Annotated in this window: 11 protein-coding genes and 1 pseudogene; 9 read left to right on the top strand and 3 right to left on the bottom strand. The window is 59.5% G+C overall.

Annotated elements, in window-relative coordinates:
• Window positions 1–16: 16 nt before the first annotated feature.
• The 4 genes and pseudogenes from ABIE53_RS26030 (at window position 17) to narI (ending at window position 6,768) form a co-directional block, all read left to right on the top strand.
• A pseudogene (locus ABIE53_RS26030) lies at window positions 17–3,798 on the top strand (nitrate reductase subunit alpha).
• Complete coding sequence (narH, locus tag ABIE53_RS26035; RefSeq protein ID WP_192699271.1) at window positions 3,795–5,318, top strand: nitrate reductase subunit beta; 1,524 nt, start codon at window positions 3,795–3,797, stop codon at window positions 5,316–5,318. Before ABIE53_RS26030 ends, narH begins: the two are co-directional and overlap by 4 nt.
• Window positions 5,315–6,040: a nitrate reductase molybdenum cofactor assembly chaperone gene (narJ, locus tag ABIE53_RS26040; RefSeq protein ID WP_192699270.1), complete on the top strand. Its 726-nt coding sequence runs from the start codon at window positions 5,315–5,317 to the stop codon at window positions 6,038–6,040. Before narH ends, narJ begins: the two co-directional genes overlap by 4 nt.
• A complete protein-coding gene (narI, locus tag ABIE53_RS26045; RefSeq protein WP_192699269.1) occupies window positions 6,037–6,768 on the top strand; it encodes a respiratory nitrate reductase subunit gamma in 732 nt (243 codons plus the stop codon). The genes narJ and narI overlap by 4 nt, the downstream gene beginning before the upstream one ends.
• 50 nt (window positions 6,769–6,818) lie before the next feature.
• On the opposite strand, the gene ABIE53_RS26050 is transcribed toward narI, so the two are convergent.
• Window positions 6,819–7,784, bottom strand: a complete 966-nt coding sequence (locus ABIE53_RS26050) for a hypothetical protein (RefSeq protein WP_374710207.1) — start codon at window positions 7,782–7,784, stop codon at window positions 6,819–6,821.
• A 1,084-nt stretch (window positions 7,785–8,868) separates the two neighbouring features.
• Between ABIE53_RS26050 and ABIE53_RS26055 the strand changes: the two genes are divergently transcribed.
• Entirely contained in the window at window positions 8,869–10,200 is a 1,332-nt protein-coding gene (locus tag ABIE53_RS26055; RefSeq protein ID WP_114157006.1) for a hypothetical protein, read from the top strand.
• Between the two features lie 70 nt (window positions 10,201–10,270).
• On the opposite strand, the gene ABIE53_RS26060 is transcribed toward ABIE53_RS26055, so the two are convergent.
• Both ABIE53_RS26060 and ABIE53_RS26065 read right to left on the bottom strand, forming a co-directional pair.
• Window positions 10,271–11,233 carry an ATP-grasp fold amidoligase family protein gene (locus tag ABIE53_RS26060; protein ID WP_192699267.1) on the bottom strand — a complete coding sequence of 321 codons (963 nt, stop codon included), beginning with the start codon at window positions 11,231–11,233 and terminating at the stop codon, window positions 10,271–10,273.
• Between the two features lie 135 nt (window positions 11,234–11,368).
• A complete protein-coding gene (locus ABIE53_RS26065; RefSeq protein ID WP_192699266.1) occupies window positions 11,369–12,250 on the bottom strand; it encodes a GlxA family transcriptional regulator in 882 nt (293 codons plus the stop codon).
• A gap of 1,189 nt (window positions 12,251–13,439) precedes the next feature.
• On the opposite strand from ABIE53_RS26065, the gene ABIE53_RS26070 reads away from it, so the two are divergent.
• Genes ABIE53_RS26070 through ABIE53_RS26085 form a run of 4 tightly spaced genes read left to right on the top strand, consistent with a single transcriptional unit; the run spans window position 13,440 to window position 19,362 of the window.
• Window positions 13,440–15,686, top strand: a complete 2,247-nt coding sequence (locus tag ABIE53_RS26070; protein ID WP_035569443.1) for a polysaccharide biosynthesis tyrosine autokinase — start codon at window positions 13,440–13,442, stop codon at window positions 15,684–15,686.
• Window positions 15,687–15,731: 45 nt separating this feature from the next.
• On the top strand, window positions 15,732–16,847 hold the full coding sequence (locus tag ABIE53_RS26075) for a glycosyltransferase family 4 protein (RefSeq protein ID WP_192699265.1): 1,116 nt from the start codon (window positions 15,732–15,734) through the stop codon (window positions 16,845–16,847).
• A 21-nt stretch (window positions 16,848–16,868) separates the two neighbouring features.
• Entirely contained in the window at window positions 16,869–18,311 is a 1,443-nt protein-coding gene (locus ABIE53_RS26080) for a hypothetical protein (RefSeq protein ID WP_082367102.1), read from the top strand.
• 40 nt (window positions 18,312–18,351) lie between these two features.
• A complete protein-coding gene (locus ABIE53_RS26085) occupies window positions 18,352–19,362 on the top strand; it encodes a glycosyltransferase family 2 protein (protein WP_053859418.1) in 1,011 nt (336 codons plus the stop codon).
• Window positions 19,363–19,376 lie beyond the last annotated feature (14 nt).

Below are 19,376 nucleotides of genomic sequence, written 5' to 3' on the forward strand. Positions count from 1 at the left end.
AAAACGGACCTACACAATGAGCCACTTTCTCGACAGACTTAAATACTTCTCGCAGCGCAAGCAACGCTTCGCGCAAGGCCACGGCGTGACGACCGGAGAGGACCGCACGTGGGAAGACGCGTACCGCGCACGCTGGGAGCACGATAAGGTGGTGCGCTCGACACATGGCGTGAATTGCACAGGCTCATGCTCGTGGAAGATTCACGTGAAAGGCGGCATCGTCGCGTGGGAAACGCAGCAGACCGATTATCCGCGTACGCGCGCCGAGCTGCCGAATCACGAGCCGCGCGGCTGCGCGCGCGGTGCGAGCTATAGCTGGTATCTGTATAGCGCGAACCGCGTCAAGTATCCGCTCGTGCGAGCGCGGCTGCTCAAGCATTGGCGCGCCGCGCGTGCGGTGGCGATGAGTGCCGTCGATGCATGGGCGGCGGTGGTGGAGAACGACGCGCAACGTCGCGACTATCAGAGTCAGCGCGGCCTCGGTGGTTTTGTGCGTGCTAGCTGGGACGAAGTGAATGAGATCGTCGCCGCGGCCAACGTCTATACGATCAGGAAGCATGGGGCGGATCGCATTATCGGCTTCTCGCCGATTCCGGCGATGTCGATGGTCAGCTATGCAGCGGGCAGCCGCTATTTGAGTCTGATCGGCGGCGTCTGCATGAGTTTCTACGACTGGTATTGCGATCTGCCGCCTTCGAGTCCGCAAACGTGGGGCGAGCAGACCGATGTGCCGGAATCGGCTGACTGGTACACTCGAGTTACATCATTGCGTGGGGCTCGAATGTGCCGCAGACGCGCACGCCCGACGCGCATTTCTTCACCGAGGTTCGCTATCGCGGCACGAAGACCGTCGCGGTCACGCCCGACTATGCGGAAGTCAGCAAACTGGCGGACCTGTGGATGCACCCGCGCCAGGGCACCGACGCCGCGCTCGCGATGGCGATGGGCCACGTAATTCTGCGCGAGTTCTATTTCGAGCGGCGCAGCGCGTACTTCGACGACTATGCGCGCCGCTATACCGATCTACCGTTGCTCGTGCAACTAAAAGAGCAGACGCTGGCCGACGGCCGCCGCATCATGGTGCCGGACCGCTATCTCCGCGCCGACGATTTCAACGGCGTGCTCGGCCAGGACAATAACCCCGAGTGGAAGACGGTCGCGTTCAACGTCGACGGCAAGCTCGTGTTGCCGAATGGTTCGATCGGCTTTCGCTGGGGCGCGGAAGGCCGCGGCGACGCAGGGCGCTGGAATCTCGAAGCAAAAGAAGCGCGGCATGGCGCAGAAGTGAAGCTGAAGCTCTCCGTCGCGGAAGACGGCGCGCAAGCGCATGAGGTTGTCACGGTCGGCTTTCCGTACTTCGGCGGCATCGACACGCCGCATTTCACCGCAAGCAAACACGCCGATGTACTCGTGCGCGAGGTGCCGGTCGCGCGCATTGCACTCGGCAAGAACGGCGAGCGCCGCGAAGTACTCGTCGCCACCGTGTTCGATCTGTTGGCCGCTAACTACGGCGTGAATCGCGGCTTCGGCGGCGCGCGCGATTACAACGACGACGTGCCGTATACGCCTGCGTGGCAGGAGCGCATAACCGGCGTGCCGCGCGAGCAGGCCATTTTAGTGGCGCGCGAATTTGCGGACAATGCGGACCGGACGCAGGGTAAGTCGATGGTGATTATCGGCGCCGCAATGAATCACTGGTATCACAGCGATATGAATTATCGCGGCGTGATCAACATGCTGATGCTGTGCGGCTGCATCGGTCAAAGCGGCGGGGGCTGGGCGCACTACGTCGGTCAGGAGAAGCTGCGTCCACAAACGGGCTGGACGCCGCTCGCTTTTGCACTCGACTGGATTCGTCCGCCGCGGCAGATGAATTCCACCAGCTTCTTCTACGCGCATACGGATCAATGGCGCTATGAAAAACTCGGCGTCGAAGAAATTCGTTCGCCGCTCGCGGATCGCGCGCACGACGGCGGCTCGTTAATCGACTATAACGTGCGCGCCGAACGCATGGGCTGGTTGCCGTCGGCGCCGCAATTGCAGACCAATCCATTGCAGGTGGCGCGCGACGCACAGGCAGCAGGCATCGATGCAAAAGCCTATGTCGCGCGAAGGCTGAAAGACGGCACGCTGAAGATGAGTTGCGAGGACCCGGATCATCCGGACAACTGGCCGCGCAACATGTTCGTGTGGCGTTCCAATTTGCTTGGCTCGTCGGGCAAGGGGCACGAGTACTTCCTCAAGCATCTGCTCGGCACGACTCACGGCGTGCAAGGCCGCGATCTCGGCGAGGACGATGCAAAGCCGCGCGAAGTCACATGGCACGACACGGCGCCGGAAGGCAAACTCGATCTGCTCGTCACGCTCGACTTCCGGATGAGCACGACGTGTCTCTATTCGGACATCGTGCTGCCGACCGCGACGTGGTACGAAAAGAACGATTTGAATACGAGCGACATGCATCCGTTCATTCATCCGCTGTCGAGCGCAGTCGATCCGGCATGGCAGGCGCGCAGCGACTGGGAGATCTATAAAGGCTTTGCAAAGGCTTTTAGCGAAGTCTGCATCGGTCATCTCGGCGTCGAGAAAGAAGTCGTGCTCACGCCGCTAATGCACGACACGCCCGCCGAACTCGCGCAACCGTACGATGTGCGCGACTGGAAACGCGGCGAGTGTGAACTCGTACCCGGCAAGACCGCGCCGCAGGTGAGCGTGGTCGAACGCGATTATCCGAACGTATACCGCCGCTTCACGGCTCTTGGCCCGCTGATGGACAAGCTCGGCAACGGCGGCAAGGGCATTGCGTGGCAGACCGGCACGGAGACCGCGCAACTCGCCGAACTCAACGGCACCGTCAATGAAGAAGGCGCGACGCGCGGACTCGTGAAGATCGACAGCGATATTGACGCATGCGAAGTCGTGCTGATGCTTGCGCCCGAAACGAATGGCCATGTCGCGGCGAAAGCGTGGGACGCGCTCTCGAAGATTACAGGCCGCCATCATGCGCATCTCGCGCTGCATCGCGAGGACGAGAAGATTCGTTATCGCGATGTTCAGGCGCAGCCGCGCAAGATCATTTCTTCGCCAACGTGGAGCGGTGTGGAAAGCGAGAAAGTGTCGTACACGGCCGGCTATACCAACGTGCATGAACTGATTCCGTGGCGCACGCTGACGGGCCGCCAGCAGTTCTATCAGGATCATCCGTGGATGCGCGAATTCGGCGAGAGCTTCGTGAGTTATCGTCCGCCGGTCGACCTGAAAGCCGCGTCGCCGATGCATGGCCGCAAGCCGAATGGGCACACGGAGATCGCGCTCAATTTCATTACACCGCATCAGAAATGGGGCATTCACAGCACGTATGCCGACAACCTTCTCATGCTCACGCTCAATCGCGGCGGCCCGGTGATCTGGCTCAGCGAAGACGACGCTAAAAGGGCTGGCATCGAAGATAACGACTGGGTCGAACTGTTCAACATCAATGGCGCGATTGCCGCGCGTGCGGTAGTGAGTCAACGCGTGAATCCCGGCATGGTGATGATGTATCACGCGCAGGAGAAGATCGTGAATGTACCCGGTTCTGAAATAACCGGAACACGCGGCGGCATTCACAACTCGGTCACGCGCATTGTGCTCAAGCCCACGCATATGATCGGCGGCTATGCGCAGCTTAGCTACGGCTTTAACTACTACGGGACCATCGGCACGAATCGCGACGAATTCGTTGTCGTGCGCAAGATGGCAAAAGTCGACTGGCTCGACGACGAACCGGTTATCGCGACACACGGAGATCGCACATGAAAATTCGCGCACAGATCGGCATGGTGCTCAACCTCGACAAGTGCATCGGCTGCCATACGTGTTCGGTGACGTGCAAGAACGTCTGGACGAGCCGCGAGGGCGTCGAATACGCGTGGTTCAATAACGTGGAAACGAAGCCGGGCATTGGCTATCCGAAGCAGTGGGAGAACCAGGACAAATGGAACGGCGGCTGGAAACGCAATCCGGACGGTTCGATCGAACCGCGGCAGGGCAGCCGGCTCAAGGTGCTGTCGCGGCTCTTTGCGAATCCAAATCTGCCGCAAATCGACGACTATTACGAGCCGTTCACGTTCGACTACGAGCACTTGCAGTCCGCGCCGGAAAGCAAGGCGCCGCCTGTCGCGCGACCGCGCAGCCTGCTGACAGGCAAGCGGATGCAAAAGATCGAGTGGGGGCCGAACTGGGAGGAGATTCTCGGCGGCGAGTTCGAGAAGCGCAGTAAGGACAAGAACTTTGACGACGTGCAGAAGGACATCTACGGTCAGTTCGAGAACACCTTCATGATGTATTTGCCGCGCTTGTGTGAGCATTGCCTGAATCCGGCGTGCGTCGCGAGTTGTCCTTCGGGCTCAATTTATAAGCGCGAGGAAGACGGCATCGTATTGATCGACCAGGACAAATGCCGCGGATGGCGCATGTGCGTGTCGGGATGTCCGTATAAGAAGATCTATTACAACTGGAAGTCCGGCAAGGCGGAGAAGTGCATCTTCTGCTATCCGCGAATTGAAAGCGGTCAGCCAACGGTGTGTTCGGAAACCTGCGTCGGGCGCATTCGTTATCTCGGTGTGCTGTTATACGACGCGGACGAAATTGAAAAGGCGGCGTCGGTAGAACATGAGACTGACCTGTATCAGGCGCAACTCGACGTGTTTCTCGATCCACACGATCCGCGCGTAATTGCCCAGGCGCGCGCCGACGGCATTCCCGACGCATGGCTGGAAGCGGCGAAGAAAAGCCCCGTCTACAAGATGGCGATGGAGTGGAAAGTCGCGTTGCCCTTGCACCCGGAATACCGCACGCTGCCGATGGTCTGGTACGTGCCGCCTCTGTCGCCGATCACCACCGCGGCAAGCGAAGGACATATAAGCGCGAACGGCGAAATACCCGACGTCACGCAACTGCGTATTCCGGTCAAGTACCTTGCCAATCTGCTGACTGCCGGAGACGAAGCGCCGGTGATCCGCGCACTCGAACGAATGCTGGCAATGCGCACGTATCAGCGCGGCAAGCATGTCGACGGCTGCGAGAATCTGGCCGTGCTCGAGCAGGTCGGCTTGAGCCGCGACGAAGTGGAAGACATGTACCGCGTCATGGCGCTCGCAAGCTACGAGCACCGCTTTGTGGTGCCGGGCACGCATCGTGAATACGCGGAGAACCTTTATGACCTGAAGGGTAGTTGCGGCTTCTCATTCGGCAACGGATGTTCGGATGGCGTTGGCGAGACAAGCCTGTTCGGCAGCAAGAAGAGACGCACCATTCCGATCAGGGAGCAGGTATGAAACGGGCCGACATGAATAGTGACGCTCATCATGTGGCCGCTCGCGTGCTGGCGGCGTTACTGGACTATCCCGGCGCTGAACTGCGCGCGGCTTTGCCGGATCTGCGCGTTGCGCTGCAGTCATCAGAGCGGGCGCTTTCCGACGAGAGCCGTGAAGCCGTCGTCGCGCTGATCGACACTCTGCAAGACGCCGACGCGCTGGAAGCCGAAGCGCGTTACGTCGACACATTCGATCGCGGACGCCGAACGTCGCTTCATCTATTCGAACATGTGCACGGCGATTCGCGCGAGCGCGGTCCCGCGCTGATCGATCTGCAACAAACGTACGCACAACAAGGCATGTTTCTCACCGCCGATGAATTGCCGGATTACCTGCCGGTCGTTCTCGAATTCGCCGCGATGCAGCCGCAGCATACGGCGCGCGAGTTCCTGGCCGAGATGGCGCATCTGTTGCAATCGATTCATGCGGCGCTCGTGGGTCAGCACAGTCCCTATGCCGCAGCGGTGGCGGCGACGCTGGATCTCGCGGGCGAGCCGGTGCAGCCGCCCGATGCCGTTGCGCGAGCGCCTGCCGAACCTGCGATCGATGACGAATGGCGCGAGCCCGACGCATTTGGCGGATGCTCGTCAACCGGTCCGCATCACGTGCCCGATGTCCAAACCATTCAGTTCGTTAGGCGCGACGCCACTTCTTTTGCTGCGCCCAAGAAAGGCTTGCTATGACTGCTATCGACACGCTCTTCTTCAGCATCTATCCCTATGTCTGCGTCACGGTATTCCTGGTCGGCAGCCTGCTGCGCTACGACCGCGACCAGTACACGTGGAAAAGCGATTCGTCGCAGCTACTGCGCTCCGGCACGCTGCGTTGCGGCAGTAATCTGTTTCATGTCGGCGTGCTGTTCCTGCTATTCGGGCACTTCTTCGGCATGTTGACGCCGCACTTCGTGTACGAGCCGTTCATCAGCGCGGGCACGAAGCAGATCGTCGCGATGGTATCCGGCGGAATTGCCGGCTTGCTCGCGCTGATCGGCGTGACGCTGTTGCTGCGCCGCCGTCTCGGCGATCCGCGTATTCGCGCGACGTCGAAGACCAGCGACATTGTTCTGCTTGTGTTGTTGTGGGTGCAACTGATTTTGGGGCTCGGCACGATTCCGTTGTCCGCGCAACATCTTGATGGCAGTACGATGCTCAGGCTCGCCGGCTGGGCGCAGCACATCGTGACGTTCAGGTCAGGCGCGGTGCAACTGCTCGACGGCGTGAGCTGGGTTTTCAAGGCGCATATGGTGCTCGGCATGACGGTGTTTCTGATCTTCCCGTTCACGCGGCTGGTGCATGTATGGAGCGGCTTTGCTTCGCTCGCGCATGCGTTGCGGCCGTGGCAGTTAGTTCGCGATCGACGGATGAATCTGCGGGCGGGCCGGCAGGTGCCGCAGCAGCAACGCCGCGGCTAGCAGCGGATGTCGCTTACGTTCGCGCGTGCTCGGTGCCCGATGGCGCGAGATTAAAACCGCACACCGATGCCGCCCTCGATCAAATCCGTGTCGCGGTTATAGCGGGTGACCACGCGATTCCACGTCACGCGGGCGAGCCAGCGGGAGCCGAAGCGATAGCTCGCCGACACGGCGAAGAGCGCGGAAACGCGGCCGTCGCCCGTGCGGTCTTGCGGAAGGTTGTCGGTCTGCGTGATCGCAACATAAGGACCGACGCCCGCCGATAACGTGAGGCTGTCGCCGAAGAATGCGCGCGTTGCCCACAACTGCACGGCGACGCCGTCGCGCCGCGATTGAATGTGGCCGCCTTCGTGCAGATATGACGCGCTCACGTCGACATAGCGCCATAAGCCGCGCCGGTATTCAAGGCTTCCCGCACTCGCCGATTCTGACTCGTTGCTGTTGAGGATCGTTTTGCCGAACATGACCGTTAGCTCGTTGCTCGTCACGTTCGAGCTTCGCGGCACGGGTCGCTCGCGCGGGCCCGGCTCGCCGGACGCCTCGAGTTGATAACCGACGCCGAATAGCAGTGCGGTCGTGTTCGGACCGCCGAACGCATGTACATGATTCAGTTGGGCGAGGGCAATCCAGCGTCGGTCGAAATAATAGGCGGCGCGCAGGCTAGCCAATACGCCCCAGCCGTGGGTGTTCGAATAATCGCCCCCGGCGCTTGCCGCGGTGGTGTCGAAGTACCGGTATGGCCCGGCGCCCGCCGACAATTCGAGGCGATCCTTCCATAGCGGCATACGTCCCCAGGCTTGCAGCGCCTGTCCGTCACGATGATGGTTGGGCAGATGCCCCTCGTTGAGCCAGGAAAAGCTCCACGCTGCGTAGCGCCCCAAACCTTCGCGATACGTCGCGCTCCACGAGTAGGTATTCGAGCCTGCACTAAAAAGGGGACCCGCCAGTAGCGAGAACTCCTGCGCCTGTGCGCAAGAAGAAAAGCCGGCGAGAGCGCCGAATACAAGCGCCGACAGAGGCGCAAGAGCATGTTTGCAGGATCGATTCGCGGACACTATCCGATAGTCACCAGAGTATGTACAACGAAGGTAGTGTGCAGATAGCCGCGGCGCAAGAGAAACAAGGGTCGGTGTGAGGGGATTAGCGCACGGCACTCAACACTATAGCGGCGCGATCGGCGCGTACGTGTGTTGACGCACTAAACGCAGTTGTCGTGTTCTTGATGCGGTGTCCTGGTCTGCTAATTGGTCGAATACCCATTAATGCATGCTGTCAGGTGCTTATATCTCTATTGGCGAGGGAGGTTTTAATCTCGCTTGGTGAGAGCCTCGCTTGTTGCCCGGTTTGCGAACGCTGGGGGTTGTTTTTTGTGCGTTGCCGACGACTCTCTCCCCGCTTGAATGCGCTCGAATAGCGTTAACCACGAGAAAGGAAATTTCGTCGGACGATTGAATGCGGAAAATTCCATCCGTCGTTGCGTAGGCGGCGTGCGTTGTTAGATCGGCTTTCGTCTGATGATGGTTAATTTTTCCTATGGCGTGCACCACTTGTGCGCTAGAAAGAAAGTCTTACTGCAAGCTCATGGAAAAGAGAACAATTGTCCTAGGGTCGGATGCACTAAGGCGCTGTCCATCTAATCTTCCGATCATCATCTGAAAGCAGGAATTTTTGCGTTACGCGAAGTTCTCGGAAAGATTCCTGCTTTTTGCCCCAAAAGCACCGATTTCCGTGTGACCTGTCCAGCATTACCGGGTACGATTTACCCCGGTCGCGACGGAGAAGCGAACAACTTTCCGAGCGAGTGACCGGTAACAGCTGTCTCGCAGGTGGCGTTTCCAGGTGGTCCCTTAACGAATCGCGGCGTTGAGCGCATTGCGATCGGCGGAGCTTTTTCTACCGCCAACCGATTTATTCCACGTTGTCTCCGGCAATGTGATCGCACTTATGCAAAGTGCCGACGGCGCAGCATGCAATTGTGCATAGATAAGCACAACGAATTAATAACAATTGTTTTTTTGAATAATCGCAGGTTCTACCGAACTTCACAAACTCATCTTTTGATTTTTTATCGAGAACTTTCTCGACAGTGGGAAAAACAACATGGTGAAACGACGACAATTCCTCGGCGGCTTGACGGCCCTTGCCGGCAGCTATCTTCTCAGCGCGTGCGGCGGCGGTGGCTCCGGCGACGGCAGCACGGGTTCAACAGCAAAAGCCTCCGCGAGTCCAATGGCGAAAGTCTCGGCCGCGAACGCCTCGGCAAACGGTACGGTGATGCCGGGAGCCGCTTCGATCATTGACGGTTACGGCGACGTGTGGACGCTCGTCAACGGCGTGATTTACCGCAACGGCTCGACGGTCGGCAATACGTATAGCGTGTCGCTCGTGCTCTGGTATGGCGGCAAGATATGGCATTGCGGCACCGGCGGTCAGTTCTATGTGAACGCGGATGATGTGCCCGAAAAATGGCTCCACTGCAGCGACCCGCGTATCGACGTGGCGCCCATTCCGGGCAGCTTCTACGGTATGAACGGACACGCTGACTACACGTATACGCCGGAACAGGTCGTGTCGATTCTGAAGGGGATGAATTGCACGAGCTATCGCGTTGGCGTGACCGACGATCCGAAAGATCTGAATGCGGTCGTCAAGCTTGCGCAAGCGTTTCAGTCGGCAGGACTTACGCTGCTCGTGCTGATCGACCAGGGCGTGTATGAATCGGGCGGCCTGATGGGCAGTGAATCCGTTGCCTACAATCGCGGTTATTCGGTCGGCGCAACCGTCGCTAACGCGTTGAAGCCGTATGGCGTGACGATTTACGAGTGCGGCAACGAGTTGACGCGACAGGACGCGACCGTGGTGGACTTCACGTACGCGGGTTCGAAGGCGAGCGACTTCAACAACCAGAACTGGCCCATCATGCGCGGTGTCATGCGCGGAATGATCGACGGCGTGAAGTCGGCGCAGCCGTCCGCGAAGTGCGGGATCAATTTCTGCGTGGCGGACGTGGGCGCCTCGGATGCACTATGGGAAGGCAGGCAGCCGGACGGCAGCGGGGGCCATCCGACGGTGCGTTGGGATGTCACGACGTGGCACAACTACGAAGTATACGGCGACCTGTTCAACGTCGGCACCGACGGTGCGGGACCGGGCTTCGACTTGGCCACGTATTGCAAGGCCCGCTACGGCGTGCCGCTGATTGTCACCGAGTGGAACACCGGGCCGGAGAAGTCGGAGAGCTATCGCGGGACTTACATCTCGGACAGACTCGCCGCGTTCTACAATGCCCGAAAGACCCACAACATCCAGTCGGTCATGTACTACGTTCTGGATAGCGGAAACAACACGTACGGCATAATGGTCGACGGTAAGGCAATCGACGCACCGTACAACGCGTTCACCAGCTTCACGTCCGGCCACGCGGACACCTGAACGACGTCTAAAGATGATGTTGCAATGAACCTGGTTCTCGCCTCGCTCGTGGGGCGAGGCCAGGTTTATATCAGCGGCAGAAGCTCTGCGGCACCAGTTTCCCCCACTCGTAGTCGATCTTGTCTGGCGTAAAAGGCAGAACGCCCGCGCCCGGAGTGAAAGTTAGCTCCCCGAAATAAACGCGGTTATCCGGCGCGTATAGATCGACGCGAACGTAGTCGAAGTCTTCGCAAAGTCTCGTGGCCGCATGCAGAATGGCCTCCAGATTCTCGGGGCGCGGCGCCGGTATCGGGCTGCGTTTGTAGTAGCCAATCGCTATGTCGAGATGATTCCAGTCGACGTCATAGACGTCGCCCCGCGTATTCCCGCCAAATCTGTCCGAAATCACCAGAATGTAGATAATCGGGCGCCCGCTTCTTCCTCCAAAGCAGTGCAGTTTGTAGTCGGCAGGAATCTTGCCGCTTTCGTCGAGCAGCAGTTGCTCAAAGAAGATGCGTGGTTTGATCTGGCGATAGTGTCTTTCGCGCGCGATCTTGTAGAAATCGAGCGACAGCCAGTAGTTCGCGAGATCCCGCAGTTTCTCGAACGATGTTGCCGATTTATCCGTGACCACCTCGACGTAACTGCTGCCGTGGTTGGCCTTCATGACGAATGCATTAGGCAGCGCGTCGAATACTTCTTTCGTGAAGACGTCGGGCGTAGCCAGCAACGGTATGACGTGCTGTTCGCCGATTTTCCTCGCAACATACTCGCGGACCGTCAGCTTGTCGGTCAGCTCGACGAACCACGGGTCGGGCCGCAGGCTTTTCTGCAGGATCTTTTCGTTGAACGTAGTGGGGCGCAGCAGGTTCGGATAGCGGCCAATTTCCTTGTGATGCAGCAGGCTCAGAAATATCGGTGCCGGCAGCATCGACTTGGCCGCTTCTTTTAGCCTTCTGGCCGGAGATTCCTTGCGCGGCGCCAAGTGGTGGCTCGCGGCGTCCTCCGGCATATCGGCCTGGTTGGAGAACTGTACAGACTTCGTTGTTGTCATTGTCCGGTCCCTTTTGAATAGCGGCTCGACGCTCAATCGGCGTGCGTAGCCGGCCAGGGCCAGCGGGGACGGCGCGCTATCGCTCTATATATGAGTGGCGCGGCTCCCGCTCACACTGGCATTAGCCGTCAATCGTCAATCGTCGATCGCCACGCATCGTTCCGAGACTTCCAGGCGCTGCTGCGCGCGGAATTGCGTGGGAGACATTCCATAGCGTTCCTTGAAAAGGCGGCCGAGACGATTGCCGTCGCCCATTCCACAACGCCGCGCGATCTTGTCGACGGGCAGATCGGTATTGCGCAGCATTGCGCGGACGACTTCGAAGCGTGTGCGCAGCAAGTACTCGAGGGGCGTCATGCCGAACTCGAACTTGAACCGGCGCTGATAGTTGCGCTTGCTCATTGCCGCGCACTCCGCGGCTTTCGCGACGGAAATAGGATTGCTGTAGTTCTCCTTGATCCACCGCGCCGACTCGCGGATCTTCTCCGTTGTCGTCGTAATGCTCGCATCGTCCAGTTCGAATTTGTCCGACTCGACGTAGGTGGTTTGCAGCGTGTCGGCGATCTTCCGCGCGACTTCGGTACTCAGGTCGCGTTCGATTTGCGCGAGCGCAAGATCGGTCGGCGTCGCGCTGTTGGGACGGGTCGTGGTCGGCGCATCGTCGAACAGGAAGATCGGCACGGTGGAATGCAACGGGTCCTTGCAAATGACCACCAGGTTCGCGCCTTGCTGAATGTCGAACGACGCAATAGAGCCTTGGCGCGCTATCCATGAGAGCAGGCGGTCATTCGACTCCAGTGCCCGCGCAGCGTCGCGGCACGCGACAAACAATGCATGGAAGTCACCGAGCCGATTGCGCTCGATGCTTTGGGTCCAGATCGAAATGCCGGAGGAACTGGTCACGAGCCCGCCGCTTTCAGAAAGTACTGAAAGACGATAGGGTGAGTCGTCGGTCGCGCCTTCAGACAATTCGTTTGCGAGCCGGAACGCGTCGCCGATTGCTCCAGCAGTCGCCATCGAGCATTCCTGCGACACCAGTAGTCCAATGTGCTTTGCAGGTTTCCGTGTCGCCACTCTTGGGCCGCTGCGGTGCGTATCAAGATACGACGAAAGAAAGTCGGTGGAAGTTGTCACGCTTAGTTCTCCAAACAGGGTGAATCACTGTCTACGTGACGAGATTAACGTACTCAAATCACCCTTGCGAACCTGGCCGGTAATCGATGGTGTTTTGGCGCAATAGTGATGATTGGGGAAATTGTTACCTTGCCTGGCTAAATAAAGCCATACAAAAGGCAGTGAAAAGCAGCAAGATTTGCTTCGCATAATTCAGAAGCCGCTAATAAGGGTCGCAGTGCTCTTTCGCCCGAGAAGCCCGTCCGACAAGGCCGCTCGGGGCGCAACGTGCATTGAATGCCGCGATCAACCCTCTGAAGTGTCACTAAATGTTAGTGACAGAAAATTGGCTAACGCGTATCACTCTGTTACATCCATTGCACATAGCTACAACACTTTCTGGATGGGGTGTTGCGCGGAAATCGCTTCGGCGGAATCGGCCATTAGCACCCGAATTTATGCCGCTAATGATCCACTCATTCGCACGAGCGCTATGCTTCACTGCAACATCTGCAGAAATAGCGGTTGCCGCGGTAGGCGCTATGGAATGCCAGCAATGCGCAATATCTTCACCTTTTGGCGTGGATGGTTCCATTGAGGTGTAGTTATTGCCGTGTCCCGAAGTGCCGTGCACTGAAGAAGTACGACGAGGCAACGCTCACGCAAGTCCGGGGCCGGACTGCGTATTGGCGACTCGACGATTCGCTCAGCGCTTCATTGAACAAGCGAACCATTTGTAGAACCAAATAAAACGCGGTGCGCGGCGTAAAGCCGTTGTCCGGAGATTGGGGGATTCGAAGTCTGGAGACGGGGCGAGCCGTGCTGTTGGCGGTGCAGCCTTTGATCGTTCAAGCAGGTGGACAGCCACTTGGCTTGGCAAGACCATGACGTAGCTTCGACCACGCGTCGCGCTACGCCATACGCATTCCTGCCGGAGACGGCTCTGGACTGTGGACCGTTGGTGCAGCCAAGGCGGTGTCGACTCATTACTGTGCCCATCAAACATGGAAGGATCAAACCGGTGGACTACTATCCTCTGAATTCGCTCCCTGGCACTGCCAGCACAGAGCGTGGACAGCTTAGCGCGAGCGCCATGCTCCGTCTCATGCGCGACCATATCTGGGAGATCGTGCTGACAACGGTCGTCGTTTTCAGCCTGGCCGCCGCCTATTTGCTGATTGCGTCGCCGATCTATTCCGCGGATGTACTCATTCGCGTCGATCCGCCAGAACCGAATGCACTCGGCCTCGCACTCCAGAATCAGGAGAACATGCCTCCGCCAGCTCCGTCTCCTGTGACGGAAATGGGCGTGATCCGCAGCCGCTCGGTGCTCGAACCGGTTATTCAGCGCTTCCGCTTCGACGTCTCCGTGACGCCGCGCAAGCTGCCGCTGCTCGGCGATATCGCGGAGAAGTTCGCGACGCCTGGCGAGCCCTCGCGGCCCTGGCTCGGACTCAAGTCATACGCGTGGGGAGGCGAGCAGGTAAAGATCGGCGCGCTCGACGTTCCCAAAGATCTCGAAGAAGAAAAAATGACGCTGGTTGCCCGCGACGACAACACGTACGAGTTGCGCGGTCCGCAGGATCAGGTATTCCTCCAGGGCACGGTCGGCAAGGCGGTATCGAGCAACGGCATTTCGATGCGCGTCGATGCACTGGTCGCGCGACCCGGCACCGAGTTCACGGTCGTACGCTGGAACGCGGTGGACGCCATCAAGCGTTTCGACGCGCTCATCAAGGTCGGCGACAAAGTGAAAGACTCGGGTCTTGTGCAGATCGAGTACACCGACAAGAGTGCGGCAAAGGCTGCGGAAGTCGCCAATGCGTTGGGTCAACAGTACCTGGCGACGGCAATTGCGAGCCGCCAGCTCAACGATACGACGACGCTTGCGTTCATCAACGGAGAACTTCCGCGTCTGCTCGGTGACCTGAGAAAGGCGGAAGAAGCACTTAAGTCATTCCGCGCCAATTCGCAATCGATGCAGCCGACGGCCGAGGCGCAAGCCTACCTGCAAGGCGGTCTCGACATCGACCGGCAGATCGCGACACTGCAATTGCAGCGCACGCAGCTTCTCGAGCGCTATACGCCGCAAAGCCGCTGGGTGCAGAGTGTCGACACGCAACTCGCGCAGCTCAATAGCGCGAAGGCGAATTTCAGCGGCCACTTCAACGGTATGCCCGCTTCGGAGCGCCAGAGCGTCGATCTTCTGCGCGCGCAGAAAGTCGCGGAGACGATCTATCTGGGCATGGTGCAAAAGGCCGAGCAATTGCAGGTGCGTCGTGCAAGTACTACCGGCGGCGCGCATATCGTCGACCAGGCGATCACGCCGCATCGTCCGGTGAAACCTCAGCCGATTCTCGTGCTGCCAGGCGGTCTCGCACTCGGCATCGTCTCGGGCATCGTGCTGGTGTTCATGCGCCGCCATGTGCTGACGGGCGTTACCGATCCGCGTTATGTCGAACGCAGAATGAGTGTGCCGGTGTTCGGCGAGATCCTGTTCAGTCAGCAGCAGTCGTTGCTCGACAGAACCAGTCCGGGCGCCAAGTCATTGCCCGGTGCCGCGGCGCGGGCCGGATTGCCGCAGCCGGTGGCGGGCGGTGCGTCCGAAATACAGGTGGCGGCCGGCGGCAACAGGGTACTGGCCGAACGCTTTCCGAACGATAACTCCGTCGAGGCGCTGCGAGCAGTGCGCACTTCGCTGGCGCGCGATCTGGCGCATGCACGCAACAACATCCTGATGGTGATTGGACCGACGCCGTCGGCAGGGAAGAGCTTTGTCGCGGCCAATATCGCGACCTTGCAGGCAGAGATCGGCGCACGCGTTCTTCTTATCGATGCGGATATGCGCCGCGGTCATCTCGCATCGCTCTTCAATCAGAGCAATCGTGGCGGGCTTTCCGAAGTGCTTTCCGACCGGATGCCGCTACGCAATGCGCTGCGTCACACGGGTATTGAAGGCTTGTCGTTCCTCTCATGCGGATCGCGTCCGGACAACCCCGCCGCATTGCTCGCAAGGCCGCGTTTCAAGGAAGTACTCGAACGCCTCAGCGCGCAATTCGATCTGGTGATCTTCGATACGCCGCCGTTCCTCGCAGTCACCGACGCGTCGATCATTGCAAGCGAAGCCGGTGCATCGCTGCTGGTTCTGCGCTCGGGCATGCAGAGCGAGGAAGAGATCGAAGACACGATCAAGAAGATGGAGCGCGCCGAGGGACGTATTGCAGGCGCTGTGTTCAACGGCATTCCGCTTCGGCGCAGTACTCGCACCTATGGATATGCGACGAACTACGCCAGCGATTACGGCGATGCCGATCCGACCAGCGCACCTCTCCGGACGTGAGCGAGTTGCCACTGTCGTCGATGAATTCGCAAAACGGAGAAGCAGATGGCGTTTGCAATTAACGGGAAATTTACTTCGCAACCCGTCACGGGTGTTCAGAGAGTCGCGTATGAATTGACGAGAGCGATGCAAATGCGGGTTCCCGCAGGCGAGAAGCTGGAGATCTACGTCCCGCGCAATGCGAGAGAGCCGGGGGCGCTGTTGAAATGGCAACGGCGCTTTTCGTGGCTGCGCGGCACGCTATGGGAGCAGATCACGCTGCCCATCGCCGCGAGAGGCGTCACGCTTCTGAATCTGTGCAACATGAGTCCGCTGTTCAAGCGCCGCCAGGTCGTCATGGTTCACGACATGGCGGTGTACGACGTACCTGGCGGATTCTCGAAGAAGTTCTTGCTGTGGTATCGCCTGTGCTTTTTCATGTTGCCGCGCATGGCGCCAACGGTTCTGACCGTGTCGAAGTTCTCCCGATCGCGTATTTGCCATCACCTGAAAATCGATGAGTCGCGAGTCGCAGTCGTGCATCCCGCAGCGGATCACCTCGACCGCGTGACGTCGGAGCCCGCGGTATTGCACCGCCTGAGTCTCGTCAAGGACGCGTATTGCGTAGTGGTCGGGAGTCTCGATCCGCGCAAGAACCTGCAACGCGTGCTGGAAGCAATTGAGAAGCTCGGCCATCTCGACCATGTGAAGTTTGTCGTGGTCGGCGGAAAGAATGCGCGCATTTTCAACAGCGAACTGGCTGAGGAAAAGCCGCAGTCGGAGAAAGTGGTGTGGGCCGGTTTCGTGACCGACGGCGAACTCAAGGCGCTCTATGAAAACGCGGGCTGTCTGGTGTTTCCGTCGCTGTACGAAGGATTCGGCTTGCCGCCGCTCGAGGCCATGTACTGCGGATGTCCGGTCGTCGCTTCTTCGCGGACGTCGATACCCGAGGTGTGCGGAGATGCGGCGCTGTATTGCGACGCCACGTCCGCAGACGATATTGCCAAAAAGATCTCGCTCATGATGACGGACGACGCACTCCGCCAACGCTACAAGACAATGGGATTCGCGCGTGCGCGCGAATTCCGCTGGGATGTGACGGCGCAGACGGTGCTCGAAATCCTCAAGGGGCAGGCGGGCGTTCGGTTGTCGGGCGTGCCGGCCCGCGCGTCGGCGAGCTAACGCATGTCGGTAGGCAGGCCAATGTATCGCATTCGAAAGAGTGCCGGCAGACGTCGGGCGTTGCGAACCATTGCGGGCCTCCTTGGCGCCGCGATACCGCTCGCGTACGGCAAGACATCGCCGTCAGGAAGCGCCGCGCCGCAAACGGGCAGCAGCGGTGGTCGCCGGATCACAGATCTGATCGGCGCGAACGGGTGGGCAGGCGCAAGCCGTGACGTCGAAATGTGGCGTCAAATGGGTATCACATGGGGGCGCGATTCGGTGGGCCCAGGGCAGCCGGAATCGCCGAGAGCACCCATGCGTGTCGACAAGACCGGGTCGCAATTCGACGCCGATCTTCCGACAGCGCTGCTTCTGAACAATCGCAACGGCATCAAGTCGCTGCTGTTGCTCGGCTATACGGCGCCGTGGAACGCCACTGTTCCCGGCGACAGCAATTCCGCGCCGATGGATGTCGGCGCGTGGACGCGCTATGTCGAGGCTGCCGTGCGCAAGTACTCCGCTCCGCCGTTCAACCTGCGCTACTTCCAGATCTGGAATGAGGCGGCCGGAACGTTGTCTGGCGGCGCGCAGCAGGCGACGTTCTGGCACGGTCCGACCTTCAGCAAGGACGGCAAGCACGAGAAGCCGTACGAGCGTGCCATGCAGGATTACGTGGAGCGAGTGCATCTGCCCGCTGCCCGCATTATCCGCAAGTACAACGCCTATATCGTCTACGGCGGGTGGCCCGATCAGGGCGGTCTGTCCAATTACTGTAAGTGGCTCGAGTACAGAAGTCCTGCATCGAACGAACGCATGCTGGACTGGGTCGACTATCTCGACACTCACTACCTGGGTGTGCGCGATCTCGACGAGCTGTATCAGCGGTATGTGAAGAACGGACCGGCGAGAGGCATTTGGCAAACCGAGATCGGCGATGCGTATATGAAGGACCCGCATTACCTGCCGGAGTACTTCTTCGACTTCGCGGTGTGGGCGCTCGATCACAACTGGGACGATCCAAACAAATACGTCTCAATGATCTATCACTGGGACGGCTATGAGCCATTCCGTCTGACTCATCGGGGGCCGCCGGTACGTACTTACAACGTGTCGGGCAGGAGCCTCATCGTGCTTCATCAGACTGTTTCAGGGCCGCTGGCAAGTTTGTCGAACTCTTTGCAATTTGGTCCAGGCGCTTCGGGCAGCGGATTGCGTTCGGGCAATGACATCGTGCTGCAGGTGAGCGCGTCGGCGGGTTGGCGAAGGGTGACAGTAGCGGGACTCAAGCGACCCGCGTCGCGCGAAGTAAAGGTTGAGTTCATAGATGCGTTGACGGGCACAGTAAGTGCACAGGACGCGATGACGACCACCTGGAGTAACGACGGTTTGCAATTGAGCTTCAAGGTACCCGATCGGGTCAACGGTGCAGGAAACGATCCGCCGACCCACCTTGCGTATATCGCGGTCCGTTCCCTTGCGTAGCCATTCCGATTCACCGAAACATCAGACAGCGTCGAATGCCATGAACCAGGTCACAGTTGTCATCTGCAACTACAACTACGAACGCTATTTAGCGGACGCGATCGACTCCGCGCTCAATCAGGACTATCCCGGCACGCGCGTCGTCGTGCTCGACGACGGCTCGACGGATGGCTCGCGCGCGATCATCGAGAAGTACGGCAGCCGCATCACTGCGATTTTCCAGGAGAACGGCGGCCAGGTGTCCGCCTACAACCATGCGATCAGCGCGCTCGAAACGGAATACGCGATCCTGCTCGATTCGGACGACATTCTGTATCCGAGCGCCGTATCGGAAGTCATGAAGCTTTTCTCCAGCGGCGCGTGGGCCAAGGTGCAGTTCAGGCTCGACGTGATGGACGCAAACGGCGCAACGACAGGCGCTTATGTGCCGAACACCGAGCCGCCGCCCAATTGCGGAGAGCTGTTGCAAGCGGGCTGGCTGTACCCGTCGCCGCCCGCCTCGGGCAATGCGTATCGGGTGAGTGCGCTCAAGCAGGTCTTTCCGGTTCCCGCACCGGGCATCAATCGCTACGGCGCCGACTTCTTCGCGATCTATGGCGCCGCGCTCGTCGGCCCCGTCGCGACGCTGCGCAAATCGCTCGGCGGCTATCGCGTGCATAACGCCGATGGCGGCACGGTGTCGTTCGCCAATTCCGAGCAGATTTCCAAGGCGCCCAAAGCGTTGGGTATGCGCTGGGCAATTCTGCGCAACATCGCGCGGTCGCGTCTCGGTATCGAGTTGTCGCCGACGTTTCATGATTTCGGCCACGAGAAGGCGATCTTCTGCTCGAGCGTCTATCGCGCGACGTTCGCGCACCGCTGGCGCTGGATGATGCGCGATTCGCGGGGCTATTTCCACGCGATCCTGGCCAATCCATTCTGGAGTGTGAAGAAGAAATTCGGAACTGTGGTTCTTTCCGGCTTGTGCCTCGTGCCGTACTCGCCGCTTTCTGACTTTGTGGTTCGCTACATATCGAACCCGCTTGCGCGTCGGCGCATGGCGCAGCGTTAAGCCCGGGAGCAGGC

Source organism: Paraburkholderia sp. OAS925, from assembly GCF_040543975.1.
Taxonomy (GTDB): Bacteria; Pseudomonadota; Gammaproteobacteria; order Burkholderiales; family Burkholderiaceae; genus Paraburkholderia; species Paraburkholderia graminis.